The sequence below is a fragment of the [Actinomadura] parvosata subsp. kistnae genome (assembly GCF_900323885.1).
Lineage (GTDB): Bacteria > Actinomycetota > Actinomycetes > Streptosporangiales > Streptosporangiaceae > Nonomuraea > Nonomuraea composti.
The window spans coordinates 167,158-187,518 of record NZ_OOHJ01000006.1; the positions used below are offsets into that span (position 1 = coordinate 167,158).

19 protein-coding genes are annotated in these 20,361 nt (G+C 69.4%); 5 read left to right on the forward strand and 14 right to left on the reverse strand.

Annotated elements, in window-relative coordinates:
* Positions 1 to 53: 53 nt before the first annotated feature.
* From KIS93_RS04390 to KIS93_RS04405, 4 genes are all read right to left on the reverse strand, one after another.
* Positions 54 to 1,487: an FAD-dependent monooxygenase gene (locus tag KIS93_RS04390; protein ID WP_186403692.1), complete on the reverse strand. Its 1,434-nt coding sequence runs from the start codon at positions 1,485 to 1,487 to the stop codon at positions 54 to 56.
* Positions 1,484 to 2,101, reverse strand: coding sequence for a TetR/AcrR family transcriptional regulator (locus tag KIS93_RS04395; RefSeq protein WP_186403693.1), 618 nt, complete (start codon positions 2,099 to 2,101; stop codon positions 1,484 to 1,486). The genes KIS93_RS04390 and KIS93_RS04395 overlap by 4 nt, the downstream gene beginning before the upstream one ends.
* Before the next feature lie 81 nt (positions 2,102 to 2,182).
* A complete protein-coding gene (locus tag KIS93_RS04400) occupies positions 2,183 to 3,151 on the reverse strand; it encodes a quinone oxidoreductase family protein (RefSeq protein WP_186403694.1) in 969 nt (322 codons plus the stop codon).
* Entirely contained in the window at positions 3,148 to 4,620 is a 1,473-nt protein-coding gene (locus tag KIS93_RS04405) for an FAD-dependent monooxygenase (RefSeq protein WP_186403695.1), read from the reverse strand. The genes KIS93_RS04400 and KIS93_RS04405 overlap by 4 nt, the downstream gene beginning before the upstream one ends.
* 215 nt (positions 4,621 to 4,835) lie before the next feature.
* On the opposite strand from KIS93_RS04405, the gene KIS93_RS04410 reads away from it, so the two are divergent.
* Positions 4,836 to 5,384, forward strand: coding sequence for a TetR/AcrR family transcriptional regulator (locus KIS93_RS04410; protein ID WP_186403696.1), 549 nt, complete (start codon positions 4,836 to 4,838; stop codon positions 5,382 to 5,384).
* Positions 5,385 to 5,407: 23 nt separating this feature from the next.
* Here KIS93_RS04410 and KIS93_RS04415 read toward each other — a convergent pair whose 3' ends face one another.
* The 6 genes from KIS93_RS04415 to KIS93_RS62985 all read right to left on the reverse strand — a co-directional run bounded on the left by KIS93_RS04415 (position 5,408) and on the right by KIS93_RS62985 (position 10,409).
* Positions 5,408 to 5,815 carry a RidA family protein gene (locus KIS93_RS04415; RefSeq protein WP_186403697.1) on the reverse strand — a complete coding sequence of 136 codons (408 nt, stop codon included), beginning with the start codon at positions 5,813 to 5,815 and terminating at the stop codon, positions 5,408 to 5,410.
* A 347-nt stretch (positions 5,816 to 6,162) separates the two neighbouring features.
* Complete coding sequence (locus KIS93_RS04420) at positions 6,163 to 7,158, reverse strand: hypothetical protein (RefSeq protein WP_186403698.1); 996 nt, start codon at positions 7,156 to 7,158, stop codon at positions 6,163 to 6,165.
* Positions 7,159 to 7,200: 42 nt separating this feature from the next.
* On the reverse strand, positions 7,201 to 8,154 hold the full coding sequence (locus tag KIS93_RS04425; protein ID WP_186403699.1) for an NADP-dependent oxidoreductase: 954 nt from the start codon (positions 8,152 to 8,154) through the stop codon (positions 7,201 to 7,203).
* Between the two features lie 636 nt (positions 8,155 to 8,790).
* Entirely contained in the window at positions 8,791 to 9,495 is a 705-nt protein-coding gene (locus tag KIS93_RS04430) for an alpha/beta fold hydrolase (protein ID WP_186403700.1), read from the reverse strand.
* Complete coding sequence (locus KIS93_RS62980) at positions 9,492 to 9,836, reverse strand: hypothetical protein (protein WP_222107237.1); 345 nt, start codon at positions 9,834 to 9,836, stop codon at positions 9,492 to 9,494. Before KIS93_RS62980 ends, KIS93_RS04430 begins: the two co-directional genes overlap by 4 nt.
* A gap of 144 nt (positions 9,837 to 9,980) precedes the next feature.
* Positions 9,981 to 10,409 carry an LLM class flavin-dependent oxidoreductase gene (locus tag KIS93_RS62985; protein WP_222107238.1) on the reverse strand — a complete coding sequence of 143 codons (429 nt, stop codon included), beginning with the start codon at positions 10,407 to 10,409 and terminating at the stop codon, positions 9,981 to 9,983.
* A gap of 801 nt (positions 10,410 to 11,210) precedes the next feature.
* On the opposite strand from KIS93_RS62985, the gene KIS93_RS67265 reads away from it, so the two are divergent.
* Positions 11,211 to 11,336 (forward strand): hypothetical protein, encoded by a 126-nt coding sequence (locus tag KIS93_RS67265; protein WP_281261944.1) that lies wholly within the window; start codon positions 11,211 to 11,213, stop codon positions 11,334 to 11,336.
* Between the two features lie 272 nt (positions 11,337 to 11,608).
* On the opposite strand, the gene KIS93_RS04440 is transcribed toward KIS93_RS67265, so the two are convergent.
* The 4 genes from KIS93_RS04440 to KIS93_RS04455 form a co-directional block, all read right to left on the reverse strand.
* Positions 11,609 to 12,793: a M24 family metallopeptidase gene (locus tag KIS93_RS04440; protein ID WP_222107239.1), complete on the reverse strand. Its 1,185-nt coding sequence runs from the start codon at positions 12,791 to 12,793 to the stop codon at positions 11,609 to 11,611.
* 78 nt (positions 12,794 to 12,871) lie between these two features.
* On the reverse strand, positions 12,872 to 13,921 hold the full coding sequence (locus tag KIS93_RS04445) for an MBL fold metallo-hydrolase (RefSeq protein WP_222107240.1): 1,050 nt from the start codon (positions 13,919 to 13,921) through the stop codon (positions 12,872 to 12,874).
* A 468-nt stretch (positions 13,922 to 14,389) separates the two neighbouring features.
* Positions 14,390 to 14,647: a hypothetical protein gene (locus KIS93_RS04450; protein WP_186403702.1), complete on the reverse strand. Its 258-nt coding sequence runs from the start codon at positions 14,645 to 14,647 to the stop codon at positions 14,390 to 14,392.
* Positions 14,648 to 15,170: 523 nt separating this feature from the next.
* A complete protein-coding gene (locus KIS93_RS04455; RefSeq protein ID WP_222107241.1) occupies positions 15,171 to 16,592 on the reverse strand; it encodes an FtsW/RodA/SpoVE family cell cycle protein in 1,422 nt (473 codons plus the stop codon).
* 836 nt (positions 16,593 to 17,428) lie between these two features.
* Here KIS93_RS04455 and KIS93_RS04460 point away from each other — a divergent pair.
* The 3 genes from KIS93_RS04460 to KIS93_RS04470 all read left to right on the forward strand — a co-directional run bounded on the left by KIS93_RS04460 (position 17,429) and on the right by KIS93_RS04470 (position 20,225).
* Positions 17,429 to 17,905: a hypothetical protein gene (locus KIS93_RS04460; RefSeq protein ID WP_186403703.1), complete on the forward strand. Its 477-nt coding sequence runs from the start codon at positions 17,429 to 17,431 to the stop codon at positions 17,903 to 17,905.
* 21 nt (positions 17,906 to 17,926) lie between these two features.
* Positions 17,927 to 19,015, forward strand: coding sequence for an NAD(P)-dependent alcohol dehydrogenase (locus tag KIS93_RS04465; protein ID WP_186403704.1), 1,089 nt, complete (start codon positions 17,927 to 17,929; stop codon positions 19,013 to 19,015).
* 88 nt (positions 19,016 to 19,103) lie between these two features.
* Positions 19,104 to 20,225 carry a cytochrome P450 gene (locus tag KIS93_RS04470; RefSeq protein WP_186403705.1) on the forward strand — a complete coding sequence of 374 codons (1,122 nt, stop codon included), beginning with the start codon at positions 19,104 to 19,106 and terminating at the stop codon, positions 20,223 to 20,225.
* Positions 20,226 to 20,361 lie beyond the last annotated feature (136 nt).

The window sequence follows — 20,361 nt, forward strand, 5'->3', positions numbered from 1 at the left end:
AAAACGCCGTCCCGCATCTGTCGTGTGACTGGTTGCCCGCTCACAGCTTTTCCTCAGGAGGCGGGGCCGCACCAATCGGCCAGCGGCCGGGTCAGGTCTCCGGCGCCGGCCCAGGCGAGATGGCCGTCGGGCCGGATGAGCAGGTCGCGCGTCCCCGGGGCGGCGGGAACGACGTGGGCCACCCGGTCGCTCCAGCCGGGCGGCGGGACACGCGGGGTGGCGAGCACGAACTTCCCGCCGCGCAACGCCTCGTACAGTCGGGCGGGTGCCTCGCCGTCGAGCGCGAAGTCGGGCACGCGCCGTCCCACCCACGGGTGGGCGCCCTCCGGGGCGGTGTAGCGGTGGGCGAGCCCGGAGAGCATGTTGAGCGCCACGGCGCGGCGGATCGGCCTGACCCGCATGGCCGCGCCGCTGACCTGGTTGCGGGCCGCGCGCAGCAGGGGCGAGCGCAGCAACGCCAGCCGGGTGAAGATCCCGCTGGTGCGCAGGACGGTCCTGCCCACCGGGTGACGCTCACTGTCGTAGGTGTCCAGCAGCCCCGGCCGCGCCCAGCCGCGGACCGCCGCCACGAGCTTCCAGCTCAGGTTGGCCGCGTCCTGAAGGCCGGTGTTCATGCCCTGGCCGCCGGCAGGCGCGTGCACATGAGCGGCGTCACCCACGATGAACACCCGCCCGGTGCGATAGTGCACCGCCTGCCGCTCCTCGCTGTGGAAGCGCGACATCCAGCGCGGGCTGTGCATGCCGAAGTCGGTGCCGTACGCCTTGCGGGTCAGCCATTTCAGCTCCTCCAGGTCGACCGGCGCCTCGTCGGGCAGGTCACCGTTGAGGTGGTTGCGGCCGATGACGCGATACCAGCCGTCGCCGAACGGGCCGATGAACACGAACCCTTCGCGCACGCCGTTGACCGACAGCACGTCCTTGGGCTCCTCGGTCAGCCGGACGTCGGCGAGCATCACCGACCGGGCCACGGCGTGGCCGGGGAAGGCGAGGCCGGCCGCGTCCCGGACGACGCTGTGCCGGCCGTCGGCGCCCACCACGTAGAGAGCGCGCAGGGTGCGCTCCTGCCCGTCGGACGTGCGCGCCTGCACGCTCACGTCGTCACCGCCCTGCCGCAGGCCGATGACCTCGTACCCGGTCAGCAGCTCGACGCCGGTGTCCAGCGCCCGCTTCAGCAGCAGCCGCTCGATCTCGTACTGCGGTGTGATGAGCATGTACGGATACCGGGTCGGCAGCTCGGCCATCCCCACCATGACCTGGTCCCAGACCAGCAGTCCTGGAACCGTGCTCCCGCCGGCGAGGGCCTGCTCGGCCAGGCCGCGCATGTCCAGCACCTCCATCGTCCGCGCGTGCACCGCGAACGCCCGCGACAGCGGCGACTCACCGGTACGCCGCTCGATCAACGTCACCCGGATTCCGGCCCCGGCCAGGTCTCCGGCGAGCAGCAGCCCGGTCGGCCCGGCTCCGACGACGATGACCTCCGCGTTCATGTGGTCTCCTCCGTGAAGACGATCGTCCTGAGGAACAGGGACACGCACGCATCGACATCGAAGGTCTCCACGGGCTGCGCCGTCCCGGGCGCGACCAGGAGGACCTGCGTCAACGCGTGGATCACCAGCGGTGACACCAGCATGCGCGCCGCGTTGCGCAGGTCCATGTCCTCGATCACGCCGGCGTCCCGCGCGGCCGCCAGCAGCCCTTCCGCCACCCCCAGCGCCCGATCGGGGACCGAGGAGCGGAAGGTCTCACCGACGTGCGGCAACCTCGGTGTCTCGGCGATGACGATGCGCGCCAGCTCCATGTACTCCCGGTCCATGAGCCCGGCCAGCAGTTTGTCGGCGAAATTGCGCAGCTCACGTTCCAGGTCGGTTCTGCAGGTGATGACCGTGGTGGCGACGGGCAGTTCCTCGGTGGTGGTGATGAGGTGCTCCAGCACGTCCGCCAGCACGGCCTCCTTGCTCGGATAGCGCGTGTACAGGGTCTCCTTCGACACGCCCGCTTCCTTGGCCAGCGCGGCCGTACTCACGTTGGCGAATCCGTGGCGCAGGAACAACGTCTTCGCCGCCGCCCGAATCTGCACGATCTTCACATCGTCGTGATCCATCCGACACCTCACTACGAACCGAACGGTACGGTTCGTACCGTAGTTGTGCGTGACGGTGCTTTCAAGCCGCCCGCGCCCCGGTCAGGGCAGCAGGACGGTCGTTCCCACCACGTCGCGACCGGCGATGGCCCGATGCGCCTGCTCGGCTTCTTCGAGGGGGAGCATCTGCCCGATCGTGACCTCGAGCCCACCGCCGGCCAGGAGCTGCACCAGCTTCCCGACGACCTCCGCCAGACGGGCGGGATTCTGCATCTGTCCTGGCAGCCCGTAGCCGATCACCGACTGGTTCTTGACCATCAAGGACATGCCGGTGAGGGCGGCCGGAGAACCGCCGGCCGCGCCGAAGGTCACGATCCGCCCGAACGGTGCCAGGCACTCCAGGCTCCGGGTGGAGATGTCGCCGCCCACGGAGTCGAGCACCACGTCCACGCCTTTGCCGTCGGTGGCGTCGAGCACGTGCTGCGGCCACTTCTCATCGGTGTAGTCGACAGCGACGGCGCCGAGGCCGCGGATGTGCTTGAGCTTGCCGGGCCGGCTGGCGGTGCCGATGACCGTGCTCGCACCGTGCAGGCGGGCGAACTGCACCGCCAGGTTGCCCACGCCTCCCGCCGCCGCGTGGATGAGGACGGACTCCCCCGGCTGCAGGCGGGCGGCGTCGTGCAGCGTCTGGTAGGCCGTCACGCCTTGCACCGGCAGGGCCGTCGCCTCGCGCAGATCGACCGCGTCCGGCAGCGGGACGACCGCCGAGGCCGCGGCCAGCGCATACTCGGCATAGCCGTGCTCCACCCAGGCCATCACGCGGGTGCTCGGAGCCGGCGCGCTCACCCCTGCTCCGGTCGAGGCCACCCGTCCCGCCGCGACGAGCCCCAGACCCGCGGGAAGGGACAGGTCGGGCCCGAATCCGCCCTGGCGCTTCATGACGTCGCCGTAGGTCACGCCGGCGGCCTCCACCTTCAGCAGGACGTGACCGGCGCCAGGCTGGGGGACGTCGATCTCGCCCAGGCGCAGCACTTCCGGGCCGCCGACCGCGTGCATCCGAATGGCTTTCATGTGTTCCTCCGTGATCCGTAGGTGGTGGTGAGATAGGCGGAAAGGTCGTGGACATCGCCGCCCAGCAGGGCCAGGTATCCGTCAGGGCGGACCAGGACGAGCCCGTCGCCCTGGATCCCGCAACGCTCGCGCGTCCGTACGTCCGAGACGGACCGGACGTCGACCAGGTCGGCGAGATCGCCGAGCACGGCCGGCAGCGTGGGCGGTTCCGAACCGAAGACCAGCAGGGTGTGCTTCCAGGGGTGTTGCAGGCCGATCTCGGGGAACCGGTCGCCGACGGCGAGCCGGTCGTCGTTGCTGCCGCCCGAGCCGTCGCGATAGGACACATCGAGCTGGGTCAGCGCTCGCGACAGGACCTTCTGCACGACGGGAAGCGGGGTGAGGCGCGGGGCCAGGTGGCGCCGGGCCGCCGTGGTGACCGGGTTGCTCAGCAGCGTCATGCGGGTCGCCCGGCGCGTTCCCTTCACCAGCCGTTCCGCGACCGGCGAGCGCTCCGCGGCGTAGGTGTCCAGGAGGCCGGCGGGCGCTCTGCCCTGGATCACCGCGGCGAGCTTCCAGCCGAGGTTGAAGGCGTCCTGGATGCCGGTGTTCATGCCCTGGCCGCCGACGACGGAGTGCACGTGCGCGGCGTCACCGGCGAGGAAGACGCGCTCGACCGAATGGCGCGCCACCTTGCGCTGGTTGATGCGGAAGCGGCCGGACTCCAGGATCTCCACCAGGCGGGTGCCCGGCGGGGAGCAGACGGCCACGGCGGAGCGCACCTCCTCGAAGGTCACCTCACCCTGCGGTGCCCGGCCCGGCGGGTAGGCGATCGTGATGCGGTGCAGGCCGCCGGGCATCGGGAAGTAAGCCACGAACCGGCCCCTGTCGAGGAAGGCGTGGAAGACGTCATAGGGCACCGGCCAGTCGACCCGGCCGTCGGCGACGGCGAAATTCTCCTCGAACGCCTCGCCGACGAAAGGCACGCCGAGCTGGTGGCGTACCGTGCTGTGCGCGCCGTCGCAGCCGATCAGCCACGGGACGCGGACCTGCTCCACCGAGCCGTCGCCGTGCAGCAACTCCGCCTCGACGACGCCGGGCCGCTGAAGCAGGCCGGTCAGCTTGACCTCGCGCTCCACCTTGACGCCGTAGTCCAGCAGCTTCAGGTAGAGGACCTCCTCCACCTTCGGCTGCGGCGCCATCAAAAGGTACGGGTAGGGCGTGTCCAACCGACTCAGGCTCAGGTCGAGGAACTGCCTGCCCTCGCTGAAGACGTGGAAGTCGGGCACCGGGAGCCCCGCGGCGATCGTCGCCTCCGTCAGCTCCAGCCGCTCGAACAGCTCCAGCGTCCTCGGCTGGACTCCCAGCGCCCTGGTCTCGGTGGTCGGCGCGGGGAGGGCGTCGATGACGCGTACGTCGATGTTGCGCCTGGCCAGCTCGACCGCCATGGTGAGCCCGGTCGGCCCGGCGCCGACGATCAGCACGTCCACCTTGGTCTCCCCACATCGCCTCGGCACGCGTTTTTCATGGCCTACTCCCCTCGAACCGAACCGAACGGGACGGTTCGGATAGTACGCCGCGCCCGCCCCCTGCGCCCAGCCCTTACGCCGCTCCCGAGCCACGACCAGTCAAACGACAGATACACCGCTCCCCCGGCGCGCCGTTAGCATCCGATCAGGGCACGGCTGAGGACGGATGGCCCCACATGAATGACAAGAAGCAGCCGCCCCCGAGGCCCCGCGGCAGACGGGCGGCGGTGTCCAAGCCCGCTCTCGACGAGATCCTGGAAGCGGCGCGGCAGAGCTTCGCCGAGCGCGGCTTCGCCGCCACCTCGATACGCGAGATCGCGCGCCGGGCCGGCGTGGATCCCGCGTTGCTTCTGTACTACTTCGGCGACAAGACCGATCTGTTCCGCGCTGTGGTCCGGCCGGCGTGGGAGGTGCTGCGCGAGAGCACGGGCTTCACCGATGAGCACACGCTCGTCACCCTGTGGCTGGCGAACCTGTGGGAGGACCCCGGCACGGCACAGGCGATGCGCATCCTGCTGAAAGGCGTCTGCTCAGAGGAGGAACTGCTGGAAGCGGTTCCCGGCGTCTTCGGCGACGCCTCGGCCCCGCTTCGGACCGGCGTGCTCCATGCCTGCCTCCTCGGCTTCGCCGTGTGCCGTCACGTGCTGCGGCTCGAACCCCTGGCGTCCATGAGCCCCGAGCACCTCGTCGAACTCACCACCCTCACCTGGCGGGGCGAAGCCTAGAGCGGGGCGTATCGCCCCCGCGTTCAGTCGAGAACGGCGACGGCCTCGACCTCGACGAGAAGGTCGGGCTCCCCGAGAGCGGCGACGCCCACCAGCGTGCCGGGCGGCGCCAGGGTGACGCCCAGCCTCCCGGCGGCCCCGCCGATCCCCTCCAGCAGCAGGGGCATCTTGTCGAGGGTGTAGTCGACGACGTAGATGGTCACCTTCGCCACATCGTCGAAGGAACCTCCGGCCGCCGCCAGCGCGGTGGCGACGTTGAGGTAGCACTGCTCGGTCTGGGCGGCGAGGTCGCCCTGCCCGACCTTGTTCCCGTCGGCGTCGCGGGCCACCTGACCGGCGACGAAGACCAGCCTCGATCCGGTAGCGATCGACAGCTGCCGGTATGCCTCGGTCTGCGGCAGCCCTTCGGGATTGATCAGAGTGACGGCCATGTACGGGACTCCTCTGTCGCCTCAGCGTGGACAAGATCCGCACTATAGCGCCGCCGGTCGCCGGTCACGTGACGGATGCGCCATCCCCGCCGCCGGTACCGGGCCCCGGGGGTGATCGGAGCGGTGCAGACGACCGATGCGACCGGCCTCGTCCGCGGCTGACGCCTGGTGGACGCGCCGGCCGCCACCCGGACGATCGGGTGCGGCGTCCTGTGTTACGGCTTCGCGGTGGTGCTGCCCTGTTCTCGGCCACTCAAGTCAAGGATGAACGCGCCCTTCACGATGACGATGAAGCGGGATGAGAAGACCTGCCGGCAGCCCGCGTCCGCAGCGAAGACGGTCAGGTTCTATCTGTCCCGCGGGAATTCCGGCCAGTACAGGATCGCCTGCTGGGCGGCGGCCGCGATGGCCGCGCCGTCGAGTTCGACCATACTCAGCTCGATGCCGCCGACGGGCCACTCCACAGCGAGTTCGAACCTCTGCGGGGGAGGCGAAGGCCACAGCCACAGCCCCCAGGTCGTGACACCTGCGTCCTCCTCACCGCTGCGTATGGACATGCTCGGGAGCAGCAAGGACAACTGCGGGCCCGGTGGCGGATCCTGCGGGAGTTGTGTTCTGTCCAAACGTTGTCCGACGGTGGTGGCCTTGGCGCCATCGGCGAAGCGCACACCGAAGCGCAGCAGCTGGTCCGGTAACGGCTGCCCGGCCTTCACCCCGGTGATCAGGTGCGGGAACACGGATAGTTGGAGGGCCTGGAAGTCGTCGGGGGACAGAGTCTGCCGCCGGGTGACGATGTCCACGTTGATCAGGCAGCCGGTGCTGAACGCCTGGATCGTCGGTACGGTGATGGCGACATTCGAGGTGCGGGCCAGTATCAGTCCGCTGACCATCACCGCGCCCATCTCGTCCGCCGGCGGAGCGGACCAGGCCGGCCATCCAGGTTTGGGTGGGCGAGTCGATTCTTCGTGAGCTGGCGGGGGTTCGAAGAACATATTTTCACCGTACGGAAATCCTGCGGACGGCGTGGTGCGCCGATCGTGGATAGCTGTCTGGAGAAAAAATCGTGAAGCCGCCGTGCCGATGTTCGGCTCGGTCTCGGAGCCGGCACCATCGCCTGGCCGCATCCGCTGACCGAGCGCTACGGCACCACGGCCTACGCCAACCTGTCCGGCCGGCTCGTTCTGTCCGGCCGGCTCGTTCTGTCCGGCCGGCTCGTTCTGTCCGGCCGGCTCGTTCTGCCCGCCCGGCTCGTCCTGTCCACCATGCTCGCCGGGGCCGGCGCTCCCGCCGCCCTGGGCCGTCGCCGGAACGGCCGGATACAGATGGGCGATGGCCGCGGTCACCGTTGCCTGCCTGGTCGCGGCGGCGTCACCGACCCTCCGTCCTCACCTGTCCTCGGGGTCGGCCACCTGAAGGACGACCTTGCCGGTGGTCCGCCCCTTGGCCACCAGGTCATGGGCCGCGGCCGCCTCCTCCAGCGGGAACTCCCGCTCCACGTGCACCGCGAGGCGGCCCTCGCGATACAACCGTGACAGCGACTCCAGCCCGGCGGCGTCCGGCTCCACCAGGTACGCCACGGCGCGCACCCCCAGCTCGCCGGCCCGCTCGGTCATGCCGGGCGTCCACGCCCCCTGCCCGCTCACCATCAGCCCGCCCGGGCGCAGGCACTCCAAGGTCTGCAGCCCGGTGTCGCCGCCGAACATCTGGATGGCGACGTCGACGTCCCGCACCGCCTTCGTCACGTCCACCGCGGTGTAGTCGACGACCTCGTCGGCGCCCATCCGGCGGACGAAGTCGTGCTTGGCCGCGCTGGCCGTACCGATCACCTGGGCGCCGCGGGCCTTGGCGACCTGCACGGCCAGGTGTCCCACTCCCCCGGCCGCGGCGCCCACCAGCACGCGCTGCCCCGGGCCGGTCCCGGCGACGTCGACCGCCATCTGCCACGCCGTCAGGCCCGCCAGCGGCAGCGCGGCCGCCTCGGTGAACGACATGCCCTCCGGCATCCGTGCCAGGTGGCGTGAGGGCGCCGTCACGTACTCGGCGTACGCGCCCGCCTCACGCGGGAACCACGGCATGCCGAACACCCGGTCACCCTCCTTGAACCGGGTGACGCCATAGCCCACGTCGACGACGACGCCCGCCACGTCCCAGCCGTTGACGAAGGGCAGGCTCAGCACCCGGTTGTAGGCCACGCCCATCCGGGTGTAGACGTCCACCGGGTTGATGCCCGCCGCGGCCACCTTCACCAGCACCTCGGTCGGGGCCGGCTTCGGCACCGGCACGTCCACGACCTCCAGCACCTCGGGGCCGCCCCATTCGCTTTGTTGCACCGCACGCATGTTTCTCCTCAAGTTCGGAATTTCAGCTTGTGACGCTATTACAGTGATATGTCCGGCGGAATCTGTACGACGACTGGTGTCTGGCTGACGAAACCTTCGCCAGATATCCGCATATTTGGATCTTGTAAGGTCGAGGGATCATGTTTCGACCCGTCTACATGGGATCATGTGCTTTGGAGCAGAATGCCGTCCCGGATTCGGGTACGCGGGAAGGGGTGATTTCCACGCCTGACGAGAAACGTTATTCGTGACGGCCCACCGGGGCACTCCGGCCCTCACTTTTCTCTCCGAATCGGCAGCCGGAACAGGCGATGAAACCGGCGCGAGCGAGGCCGTGCACGGTCTCGATCGCATCATCGGAGACGCGGACATGGAAGACCTCCTTCTCCACCCGGAACTCGTGGACGGTCCGCGGTCCGCGGCCGCTTCGGCGTCGAAGCCGGCCTGCAGCCCGAGCACGGCTCAGCCGGGCTGGAAGGACTCCTGTTGACGCGGCCCCAGGCCTCGCAGGCTGCGCGGCAGCGTTTGGGGCCATCAGCAGCGCGCGGATCAGCAGGGTCCAGCGGTCTCCGACGAGATCGAGCGTGCGCGCGGCCGCGCAGTACTGGTGGTGGGTCGCCTCACCACGTCATCGTTCTAATGGCCGGCCTTCTCGCCGGTGACCTGCGACGCGTGGACGTCCAGCAGCAACTGGGCCACCTCCTTCGGGTGGGTGCTCATCGCGTCGTGCGGGCCGTCCAAAGGCAGCGTGCGATATCCGACCGCCTTCCCGAACTGGTCGAACGGGAAGGTCACCGGACGGCAGTAGATCGCGGTTCCGGGGATCTGGTTGACGGCGCCGCTCAGCCGGGTCGCCTCGGTAAAGGTACGCAGCGGCTGGGGCCGCAAGCGCTGCGCCAGCAGGCGAACCTGCTCGGGGTCGGTGATGCCGAAGCGCTCCGGCTGCGGGGCGGGCACGTGACGGCCGTCGGCGCTGGCGCGGGCGCTTCTGCTGATCACGGTGACGAAGGCGTCGGGGGCCAGGCTGAACAGGCTCTCACCGTCGCCTCCGGCCCAGCCGTCGATCATGATGAGGTGGCTGACCAGGCCGGGCCGCTGATCGGCCGCCTGGCGGACGACGAGTCCGGCGTAGCTGTGCCCGACCAGCACCACGTCGTCGCGTGCCGCCACGTCGTCCAGCGCGGCGAGGACCTCCTGGACGTGGGTGCCCAGACCGGCGTCGCCCTCCAGGGTCAGGGTCGGGGTCACCGTCCGCACTCCGGCTTCGTGCAGGAGTGGGGTGACGCCGTCCCAGGCCCAGGATCCGTACCAGGCACCGTGGACAAGAACGAAGGTGGTCATGCTTTTCCTTTCGTGTGCAAGAGCGGCAGAACGGTGCCGGCGAACTCCTCCAGGGCCGCGCGATGGTCGTCGGCGGCCAGGCGGATCACCAAATGGCGGGCACCGGCTTCGATGTAGGACGTGAGCCAGTCCGCGGCCTGGTAGGCCGGGTCGGCGAACATGGCTTGGATGGCTTCGACGGCCTCCAGCGGAGCGTTGTAGGAGCGCTCGATGCTGACGCGCAGCCGCTCGCGCGCCCGTCCGGAGTCTTCGTCCCGGCAGAGCGTCGCGTACAGGGCGGGCGTGACGGGCCGCGTTGTACTCTGCCGGCTGCTGTCCTGTTCGTGGGCGTAGGTCCGCACCTGGGGTGGGTAGGGCAGCCAGCCGTCGGCCACCCGCAGCGCGGCCTCGTCGCCGCCCGCCGGCCGGATCGGGGGCCTGACGGGTGCACCGGTGGCGGAGCCGGGCTGGTGTCGCGGCAGGCCAGGGAGACCTCTTGGCCCGCTTCACAGGCGCCGCATCGCGCCGATCGACTCCTCCAGCAGGGCGATGCGCCGCTTGAACAGGACTCCGATCGCGGCGAACTGCGCCTCGGTGGCCGCGTTCGGGAACCCGCCGCCTAAGCCGGCGATCAGCCGCCCGCCGCAGAGCCGGTCCAGGGTGGCGAGCTGGTGCGCCAGCAGGATCACATGGCGCAGCGCCGGAAGCAGGACCGCGGTGCCGAGCGTGATCCGCGTGGTGGCGACGGCCACGCCGGACAGGAGGAGCAGCGGGTCGGCGCGGGGCCTCGTCAGCGGGCTGTCGCCGGCCCACACCGAGTCCAGGCCGAGGGCTTCGGCCTGGCGGGCCTGGTCGATGAGCTGCTTCAGATCGTGGTCACCGCGTATCGCGTGATCCCGGGCCGGCAACAGGTGACCGACCTTCAGTGGGGCCATGGGTGCCCTCCTGTCGTTGTCGGTTCTCCATCCTAAGCAATGACTTCCTGATTTTGAAGTAGCAAGTCTGATTTCAGGAAGTTCTGTTGGGGAAGCCTGATGCTCAGACGCCGAGCAGGGCGAAGAGGCGGTCTGCGGAGGATGCGGGATCGCCGCCCTCGGCCGTGGCGGCGACGCCATGTCGCCTGTCGGGCGCGGCGCGATGGCGAACGGGGGCGGCCGCGAGGTGCCCGTGGCGCCGGCCGCCAGCACCCTCGACAGAGGGGAGCACCTCGAGGCTATGTCGCATGATGGGCTACCAGTGAGAAACGTGCCATGAGCCAAAGACCGCTGTGATGTGCCTGGTCGATGCCGGGCGGTCAGGAAACGCCCGTTCGCACATCAACAAGCGGGGCGAGCTGCGTCGGGATCCGCTTTGCGGCATGGAAGCCGAGCAGGCGTTGCACCGCGCGAGGCCGCCCGTACCGGCTCGGACGGTGTCGCCGAGCCATGTCTGCGGGTCCAGGGAGGCGGGGGCGCGTCGCCGACACGTCCCGCGCTTCGCGTCGTGATGACCGTCGACGGCACAGCGACGGCAGCGCGACGATGACCGTGAGGCGTGCTATCGGCTCGCCCCGCGCTTGTGCACAGCCACCGCGCCGAGCAGCACGGGCAGGCCGGCCAGGTGAGCCAGATGCCGGCCCGATGGCTTAGAGGTGGGCTAAGGGGTGGTCGATCAGCGGGTTGATCGGAGCGAGTCGTTCGCCTCCCGGCAGACGCCTCCACAGGACGTTCCCCATGATCTAGAGGACGGCCCCGCACGTGATCGCCAACGGAGCGGCGAACAGGACCGGCTCGGCCAACCAGGCCACACGCGCCGACCCGGCGGCCAGTAGCAAGGCGGTGGACAACTCCACCGTCTCCCTGCGGCGGCGAAGGCGAGATTGATTCCCGAGCAGGCACGCGGGCGAGGTCAGCGCCGCCGCAACCGACCATCAGGGGCTGCCCGCCAGGCGCCGCAACTTGGAGAAGAACAGCGCCATCACAGCGTCATCTCGACGGGTCTGCCTACCAGCAGGAGGCACCCGCCCTCGACACTCGGCACAGCCGCCTCGCCTCCCGCCGGGTGCTCGCCGAGGACCCGGTTGCGGCTGTCGGCGGTGCGCCAGAACAGGCCCCCGCCGGGCGTGTGGCGCAGAACCGAACCTGCCCGCCCAAGTTCATCCCTCGGCCTGGAGAAGCCGTGCGGTGAACGGATTGTGCTCGATGGGCTCGTGGTCGCCGACCACGACCGTCCCGCCGAGGTTGACGGTATGGTCGCCGACAACGCAGTTGGGTTCGAGGGAGAAGCTCATGCCCGGCGCGAGCGGCACCTCGGCTCCGATGGTGGGCACCTCGGTGATCAGCCCGTAGGAGGCCGCTTCCGGCCGCGCCCGCATCCCGGCACCCCACCCGCAGACAGGACCGAACGGATTGAGGGCATGGATCAGCGGGTGCACGTTCCATCCACCCGCCTCGTCGAGGGGCGCCCGCATCGCCTCCACGACCTCGCCGAACCTGCGGCCGGGCCGCAAGGCTTGCAGGCCGGCCTCGTACGAGGCGCGGGCCACCGTGGCGGCCCGCACGGCGTCGCGGTGCGCTTCCCCGATCGCGATGGCGACCTGGTGCTGGGTCTCCTTCATGCCGTAGAAGCACATGACCTCGGCCAGCACGATGTCGCCCTCGGCCAGCACCCGCGGAGCCTGCGGCCGGTACGACCAGCCGGGCATGCCCCAGGAGATGGTGCCGGGCCCGGAATTGATGATCATCGGCGCGATCATGACGCCGCGCCGAAGGGCCTCGGCCGTTCCGGCGGCACAGACTTCGGCGTCCGTGGCGCCGGGCCGGGCAACGGTGAGCATCGCCTGCGCCACGGCCTCGCCCGCTTCGGCCGCGTACGCCAGCACGGCCAGTTCCTCCGCCGACTGTGCGCTGGTCCTGGCGTAGAAGGACCGGTAGACCCCCTTGAACGTGGCGTGCGGCAGGTGCTCGGTCATCGCGGCCCAGTAGGCGTGTGGCATGATCGGGACGAAGTGCCAGGGCGGGCACGGGTCGATGCCGAGCACGCCGATCGCGGCCTGCTCCAACCCATGCTCCCGAAGCACCTGAACGAGGCCCTCCGGGTGCCGGGCGACCCGCATGTTCCCCGGGGTGATCCAGGTCGCCTCACCCCGTCGTTGTGCTTCGATGTGGTCGCCGATCGTCATGGGGGTCCCGACCAGGACGATCGGGTCAGCGTCACGGGGGAAGACGACAATGGCGCCGGGCCTGTCATTGGTGAAGTAGGTGTCGGGCGCGTACGGGGCCGGGTAGACCATCTCATGTTCGCCGTACACCACGAGCGCCTGTACGCCCTCGTCGTCCATCAGATCTCGCGCCAGGTTCCAGCGGCGATCCCGTTCGGCGATGGAATACCTCGGTGGTTCTTTCAACATGTCGACCTCTCACCCGTACAACGCGCGATAGGTGGCCAGCGCGTTGAGGCGGTGCAGGTTGCGGCAGATCTCCAGCATGCTCTTCTCGGCCCGGCCGGCCGGCAGGCCGTAGGCGGCGAGAGCAGCCGACAAGCTCGTCTCCAGTCCTTGATCCCAGGGGTTGGTGGTAGCCGCGATGGCCTCCTCGACCTCGAGGTCGCGTAGCTGGGCCATCTCCTCCAGAAGCCGGGAGAAGTACGTGGTGAGGAAGTCGATGGCCGCAGGGCCGTCGCCCATCGGCCCGTGGCCCGGCACCACCGTGCGAAGGCCGGGCAGCGTCTGGCGCATCTTGCGCAGCGACTGCAGGTACGGCTCCGGGCCGCCCTGCAGCAGCATCGGGGCCACCCCCGCGTGGGTGATGTAGTTACCCGTCCAGGCGACTCCCGCATCCGGCACATAGACCACCGTGTCGCCCGGCCCGTTACCGGGGCCGAACTGCCACAGCTGGACAATGCGCCCACCCAGGTCGATCTCGGCCCGCTCGTCGAAGGTCACATCTGGCAGCCGCCAGCTGCGTACCTCGTCCAGCAGCACCTCCTCGCCGGGCAGGTGACCCGAGCGGATCTGCTTCTCCCTGGCCAGGTCGGTCATGTTGTCGCGGTTGGCCCGGGAGGAGACCACCGTCACCTCCTCGGGATAGGAGGCGTTTCCGAAGGTGTGATCTCCGTGGTAGGTGGTGTTGACCAGATAGCGGAGCGGAACATCACTCAACTCGGCCACCTGCGCCTGCAGCCGATCCGCGACCTGGGGAGTAAATCCGGCATCGATGAGCAGCGCTGCCCGTGACCCGACGATCAGGCCGTTGTTGTCCTTCGGGGGCATGTTCGCCATGAGTGCGTGCACGCCGCGGGCGAAGGTGTGCGGAATGTGTTCGAGTCCGGTCGGGCTGAGACTGGGCTCCTGGTAACCGGCTGGGCGCTCAGCGCTCTCCCTCTCGGGGATCTTCGTCGACATCTCGAATCCTCTCGTCACCTGAAAAATAATCGATCGATCGATTATTTTCAAGGACATGGCGTACATCCCTGGCTCGCCTCCTTCACTGGCCGCTCGAATCCGGTCGCCAGCAGCGCTCTGCCGCGCACAGCGAGCCCAGACGATGAAACCTTCCCGGCTTCCCTGCCGACCCTTCTCCCGCGAGCATCGGGATCACGCTGGACATGGCGGTCAGCGATGAAGAGGTCACACGAGGTCCAGGCCTCCTGCGGGATGCCGGTGAATCAGGCGCGCACTCGTAACCGCCGCTGCTGGAGGTGGATGAAAGCCCTCCAGCAGCGCGCCGAGCCGCTGTGGCGCAGCCGCATCAGTGGTAGCCGGTCACCGCCGCCAAGTTCACCTTCGAACTCGTAGCCGTACCAACTCGCCATGTGTATCAACCGGCCTCTGATCACGAGTCCGGAAAACCGGACATGCCCGCCCAGGTGGCGGCTGGCCTGCTCGTCGCCGTGCCACGAGGCCGCGAGGATCGCGCGGTTCTTGCTGCCCCCAGGATCAGGGTTCGACGAAGCCGACGAGCGAGAAGCAGCGATCGAGGGCGAGCCCGTTGATCTCCGCGAGCGGGCAGCCATGGACGTCGGTCACCATCACCTCCCTCCAGGAGCCCAGGAAGCCTCGGCAGAACGAGCCGCGTTCCACGCTCATCAGGTGAGACACGGAAAGGTTTCCAGCGAGGACCTCGATGATGACCTCGGCCGTCGGTTTCAGAGAGACCAGAGCCAAGCGGGGCAGAAGCCGCCGGGCCCGCACCACACCCGTTCCGGTTCGACCGCGTTGACGAACCACGCCGCCTGGACGAGGGAGCCGCCACGGCGGTGGGCTCTCGGCCCGGCGCCGATCAGGCGAAGCCGTTCGTCTCTGCGTCGCGGGGATCAAGTCGTGGTCGCCTTGCCCCGGTCTTTCACCTTGGCCGCGTAGATCCCGGATCTTCGGGGAGACGGTGGTATCGCTCATCCCCCAGGTGGTAGCGGACGAAGCAGGGGAGGCGTCGTCCGGTCCGAGACCGGCGCGGGCAAGGCGGTAGATGACGTGGAAGTGCCGGCGAAAATGTCCACCTCCCCTTGGGGATCTGCGGAAATCGATCGATCGCCTCGGAGTCGGATACCTCGTGGGTTCTTACAGGCAAGCTCCGGATCAGCAGCATGGTCCGCGCCCATCTCACCGTACGGGCGTCGCGCCGACCGGCGACGGCTCGGCTCCAGCGCCTTGATCATCGGCGGGCAGGCGGTGTCCTCGCCCCGGAATCACGGCCGCCCCGCCACAAATCTCGTCCCGATCACCGCTGGAACATCTGCGTCAGCCCCTCGTTCTGGATCGCCTGCGGCGGCGGCCGCCGTGCCGCGTCCGACATGCGGACCAGGAGCGCGACGAGCATCCAGTTGGCCAGCAACGCCGAGCCGCCCTGGGACATGAACGGGGTCACCAGACCGGTCAGCGGGATGAGGTTCGTGACACCGCCGACGATGATGAACACCTGCCAGGCCACGATGAACGACAGCCCGCCCGCCAGCAGCTTCGACAACGGGTCGTGGGCCGCGAACGCGGTACGCAAGCCCCGTTCCACCAGCAGCAGGTAGAGCATGAGCAGGGCCATCAGGCCCGTCAGGCCCAACTCCTCCCCTGTCGCGGCGAAGATGAAGTCGGAGAAGGCCAGCGGAATCAGGTCAGGGCGGCCCTGACCCAGGCCCGTGCCCAGGATGCCGCCCTCACCCAGGCCGTACAGACCCTGCATGATCTGGAAGCTCTTGCCGCACATCGGATCGCCGGGCCCGCCCGGCCCGCAGATGTCCGCGCTGCCGTAGGTGATCGGGTCGGCCGGGTGGAGCCAGGCGGCGAAGCGGGCGCCCACATGGTCGAAGGCCAGCCCGGCCACGCAGGCACCACCGGCGAACAGCAGCACACCGATCAGCACCCAGGAGGTGCGCTGGGTCGCGATGTACAACATGGCGACAAACGTGCCGAACAACAGCAGCGACGTACCCAGATCCTTCTCGAAGACCAGGACGAGCAGGCTGAGCATCCAGGTGACGAGAAGGGGGCCAAGGTCCCTGGCCCGGGGCAGGTCGAGGAACAGCAGCCGGCGCCCGGTCAGCGCCAGCACCTCGCGCTTGGCCACCAGGTAGCCGGCGAAGAAGACGACCAGCAGCAGCTTGGCGAACTCGCCCGGCTGGATCGAGGCGACGTCGCCGAACCGGATCCAGATCTTCGCACCCTGGACCTCACTGATGCTGCCCGGCAGCACCGCCGGCAGGGTGAGCAGGACCATGCCGGTCGCGCCGACGGTGTAGGTGAGCCGCTGGGCCGCGCGGTGGTCGCGCAGCACGATCAGGGTCAGCGCGAACATCACCACTCCGACGGCCGTCCACATGATCTGGCTCGCCGCCGACGCCAGCCGCATGCCGCCGGACTCCAGCCGGTAGATCATCACCAATCCCAGTCCGTTGATCAGCGTCACCAGCGGCAGGATCAGCGGGTCCGCCCACGGGGCGAACCTCGCCAGCACCAGATAGGCGCCCAGCATCAGCCCACCGAGGCCCAGCCCATACGTCAACGTGCCCGCGGGCACCCTACCGTCGAGGGCCAGGCCCACGTTGACGTAGGCACCCATCACGATCAGCACCGCGAACGCGAGCATGACGAGCTGGACTCCGCGCCGCCTTGCGGGCATCGAGATGGGGGCTACCGCAACTTCGCTCATGCACCTGCTCTTTCGCCTGGGTCGCGGCGGCGGACGCCGACGGTGCTCCGACTTGGGCGCGCGGCGTGTGCGCTCACCAAGGAGGAGCACCGACCTTAGAGCGGGCTATGGCACGGGGAATCTGTCGATCGACCGGTGGCCGGGCCCGGCCAGAGCGTGACGTGCGGCGTGCGCGGCGTCCCTCACGGCGCGCCGTGAGGGACGTCTGCTGGTGCTCCCCCACCTCCCTCGGCAGGTTCGTTCCCGGCCTGGGACGCGTGCGAGGCTGCCCGTGAAGAGCGATCCGGCCCGCGCCGGCTCATCCGGACCGGGATCTCGGACAATGCTGGACGGCGCGGCCGCCGAGGAGGGCTGGGGACATGGCGGCGATGCAGGCGACGGCGCCGACGGCCGTGACACCGCCCCTGCCCATCCAGCGTCGAGGGATCACCTGCGACGTCTCCGTCGATGAGCTCGCCACGATCGGGCCGCCCGTGACGGCCGACCTCGGTCGAGGTGTGCTGCGCTCGGAACCGCCGCTGCCCGGCGAACCGGACGGGCCTCACCGCCAGCGGCGACAAGCTGCCCGGCGGCCACGCGGACGCGCCGGGTGGTGGCGCTGGTCGACGACACACGCTCGTCCTGGACTCCGCATGCCGCCGCGCGGCTTCTTCCACGAACCGGACCGTCGCCGGCACCTCCGCCACGGTCGGTTCACCAGTCGGGTGACTGATTCGGGGGAGGACGAGGGCCCATAACATCGGAAGACGACTTCGTGAGAAAGACACCTCTCGCTGCCACGCCGGACGTCCCCCGCAACCTGCAGACAGCGCCTCACCACATCGGAGTGCAAGGTCTTGGATTCTCCTGTCGACGAGCTGCGACACCTGCTGTTCTTCACCGGTGCGTGGGAGGGCACAGGCGCCTTCGAAGCCACGGAACTCACCCCGCCCTTCTCTCAGCCGGTCATACGCGTGGAGGGCAGCATCCGCCTTGGCGGGCAGTGGCTGGAGCAACGATTCACGTGGATCGAGCAGCCGGATTCCGGCGGCCCGAGAATGGCCGAGGCCCTGCGGCTTTGGGGATACAGCCCTGGCCGTCGGCTGTTCGTCTCGGAATGGTTCGACAGCATAGGGCGTCGTGGCACCGTCACGTCGCCGGGCTGGCGAGGGGACGAACTCGTGGCCGACACGGAGATCTCGCACGCCGGACGGCAGATTCGGGCACGAGAGATCTTCACCCGGTACGGCGACAGCAGCTGGCGTCACGCGGCCGAGATGGATTTCGGGCGTGGCTGGGTGCCGACGGATGAGCAGGTCTTCCACAAGCTGTAGCGCCGTAGAGGAAGAGGGGCCATGCACATCAAGGCGGCCGTGCTGCGGGCACACGACGCCCCCCATCGCATCGAAGACCTCGATCTCGGCGATCCAGGGATGGGAGAAGTCCGGGTCAGGATCGCCGGCGCCGGGCTGTGCCACACCGATCTCCTGCCGCGCGTGCCCGACTATCCGGCTCAGCGGCCACTCATCCTCGGACACGAAGGCTCGGGCGTCGTCGAAGAGGTGGGCCCGGCGGTGACAGGGTTGCGCTCTGGGGACCATGTCGTCCTGTCCTACGATTCCTGCCGCTCCTGCGCCACCTGCCTGGCCGGGCACCCCGCCTACTGCGCCACGTTCTTCCCGCGTAACCTCACCGGCGGCGGAGTCGACGGGCCGAGTCCCGTACGCGATCGGGAAGGGCAGCAGGTCGCCGCGCGCTGGTTCGGGCAGTCGTCGTTCGCCACTCACGCGCTCGTCGCGAGCCGCAATGTGGTGAAGGTGGCCAAGGACCTGCCGCTGGAGCTGCTCGGCCCGCTGGGCTGCGGGATCCAAACCGGTGCGGGAACAGTGCTGCTCGCGCTCCAGGTGGCCGCAGGGTCAAGTGTGATCGTTTTCGGTACGGGAGCGGTGGGCCTGAGTGCGATCATGGCCGCACGCCTCGCGGGCGCCGCCACGATCGTCGCCGTCGACGTCAATCCGGCACGCCTCGATCTGGCGCGCGAGCTGGGCGCGACCCACGCCTTCGACGGTGCCCACGACGGCTTGCCGGCGATGCTGGAGAAGGTGACCGGCGGAGCCCACTACACGATCGACACCACGGGATCGCCCGCGGTCATCGCCACGGCGGTCGGCGCGCTGCGTCCGAGCGGCACCTGCGGCCTGGTCGGCGCGCCGCAGGGGGACGTGGTGCTCGACTCCCGGGTCTTGATGGCCGGCCGGAACCTGATGGGGATCTCCGAAGGCGACGCCGTCCCCCAGGTCTTCGTCCCCATGCTGATCGGACTCTGGCGCCAGGGACGCTTCCCGTTCGACAAGCTGATCAAGACCTTCCCACTGGACCGCATCAACGAAGCCGAGCGGGCCACCGTCACAGGCGAGGTCGTCAAACCCGTTCTGCTGCCCTGAACGGCAACGGGCCCCGGCCGGTCCGAGGGCGGAGGCGCCGCAGGACATCCATCCCTGGTATCGAAGGTACTCGGACCCGAGGAGAGACATGCCACCACCGCCCCCACCATCCGACGGCTTCCCCGCCGGCCCAGGCGACCTGCCGCCTTGGAGCGGCGGTTCGCAGGAGAGCGGATCCATCCTTCCTGTCACCCTGCCCGGTGGTGACCTGGTCTGGCTGGTGAGCGGACACGCGGACGCGCAAGCCGTCCTGTCGAACGCGCAGACCAGCTCCGCCCGTTCGCATCCCGGCTTCCCACCGGTCAGGCCGGGCTTCGGCGAGCGGTTCCGGGCAACCTTCGCTGCCGTGGGTGCGCCGCAGCACCCCGTTCACCTGCAGCTGGCCGCCGCTGAGTTCACCACCGAACGGGTCGCGGCCATGAGGCCCCGCGTGCAGGACATCGTGGACGACCAGATCGAGGCCCTGCTGGAGATGGAGCGCCCTGTCGACCTCGTCCAGGAGCTCGCCCTGCCGGTAGCGACCCTGGTGATGTGCGAACTGCTCGGGGTGCCGTACGCCAGCAGGATTCGTCTCCACGGCTGGTTCCGGCAGCTGGCGAGCAGAACAGCCACCGCCGAGCGGCGGACGATCCTGATGGGCGAACTTGAACGGCTGGCCGGAGACCTGATCGAGGCCAAGCACCGCCATCCCGCCGGCGACCTGCTGAGCCGGTGGGTGATCCGGCACCAGGAGGCGGGCCTGTACGACCGGGAAGGGCTGTCCAGGCTGGCGCTGGCCTTCCTCACCGCTGGCCACGAAACCACCGCGGGCATGATCACCCTCGGGATGCGCGGACTCCTGGAGAACCCGGTCCACCTCGCGGCTCTTCGGGACGACCCCTCACTCGTCGCCGGCGCGGCGGAGGCGATGGTGCGCCTCTGGGTGCTCGCCGGCACGGCCACCCTGCGACGGGCCACCGACGACATCGAGATCGGCGACGTGGTCATCCGGCGCGGTGAGAGCATCCTCGTGCCCGCTGCCGCGGACACCGAGGACCTCGGCGTGCCCGATCTTCGCCGCCACGTTCAAGAGCTGGCCCGGCTGCAACTGGAGACCATCTCCAGTACGCTCCTCACCCGTCTTCCCGGCCTGCGACTGACACAACCGCAACCACGGTCCGAGCATGACACCACCGCCTACGGCCTGCCCCATGTCACCGTGACGTGGTGACCAGACGCACCCTTCCGTCGTGCGTGAATCGGCCCCGTGGGGCAGGGACGGATCGCCCTTGCCCAGAGCGCTGCGGCCGAACAGGGACAGCCGCACAAGCCGGTGAAGGTGGCGCGGCCCGTGGCCGAGGACGGGG

Bases quoted from the DNA above. Each gene is read 5' to 3' on its own strand.
- KIS93_RS04390 (WP_186403692.1), bottom strand. From the start codon at position 1,487: ATGAACGCGGAGGTCATCGTCGTCGGAGCCGGGCCGACCGGGCTGCTG.
- KIS93_RS04395 (WP_186403693.1), bottom strand. From the start codon at position 2,101: ATGGATCACGACGATGTGAAGATCGTGCAGATTCGGGCGGCGGCGAAG.
- KIS93_RS04400 (WP_186403694.1), bottom strand. From the start codon at position 3,151: ATGAAAGCCATTCGGATGCACGCGGTCGGCGGCCCGGAAGTGCTGCGC.
- KIS93_RS04410 (WP_186403696.1), top strand. From the start codon at position 4,836: ATGAATGACAAGAAGCAGCCGCCCCCGAGGCCCCGCGGCAGACGGGCG.
- KIS93_RS04415 (WP_186403697.1), bottom strand. From the start codon at position 5,815: ATGGCCGTCACTCTGATCAATCCCGAAGGGCTGCCGCAGACCGAGGCA.
- KIS93_RS04425 (WP_186403699.1), bottom strand. From the start codon at position 8,154: ATGCGTGCGGTGCAACAAAGCGAATGGGGCGGCCCCGAGGTGCTGGAG.
- KIS93_RS04430 (WP_186403700.1), bottom strand. From the start codon at position 9,495: ATGACCACCTTCGTTCTTGTCCACGGTGCCTGGTACGGATCCTGGGCC.
- KIS93_RS62985 (WP_222107238.1), bottom strand. From the start codon at position 10,409: ATGGCCCCACTGAAGGTCGGTCACCTGTTGCCGGCCCGGGATCACGCG.
- KIS93_RS04440 (WP_222107239.1), bottom strand. From the start codon at position 12,793: ATGGACGACGAGGGCGTACAGGCGCTCGTGGTGTACGGCGAACATGAG.
- KIS93_RS04445 (WP_222107240.1), bottom strand. From the start codon at position 13,921: ATGTACGCCATGTCCTTGAAAATAATCGATCGATCGATTATTTTTCAG.
- KIS93_RS04455 (WP_222107241.1), bottom strand. From the start codon at position 16,592: ATGAGCGAAGTTGCGGTAGCCCCCATCTCGATGCCCGCAAGGCGGCGC.
- KIS93_RS04465 (WP_186403704.1), top strand. From the start codon at position 17,927: ATGCACATCAAGGCGGCCGTGCTGCGGGCACACGACGCCCCCCATCGC.
- KIS93_RS04470 (WP_186403705.1), top strand. From the start codon at position 19,104: ATGCCACCACCGCCCCCACCATCCGACGGCTTCCCCGCCGGCCCAGGC.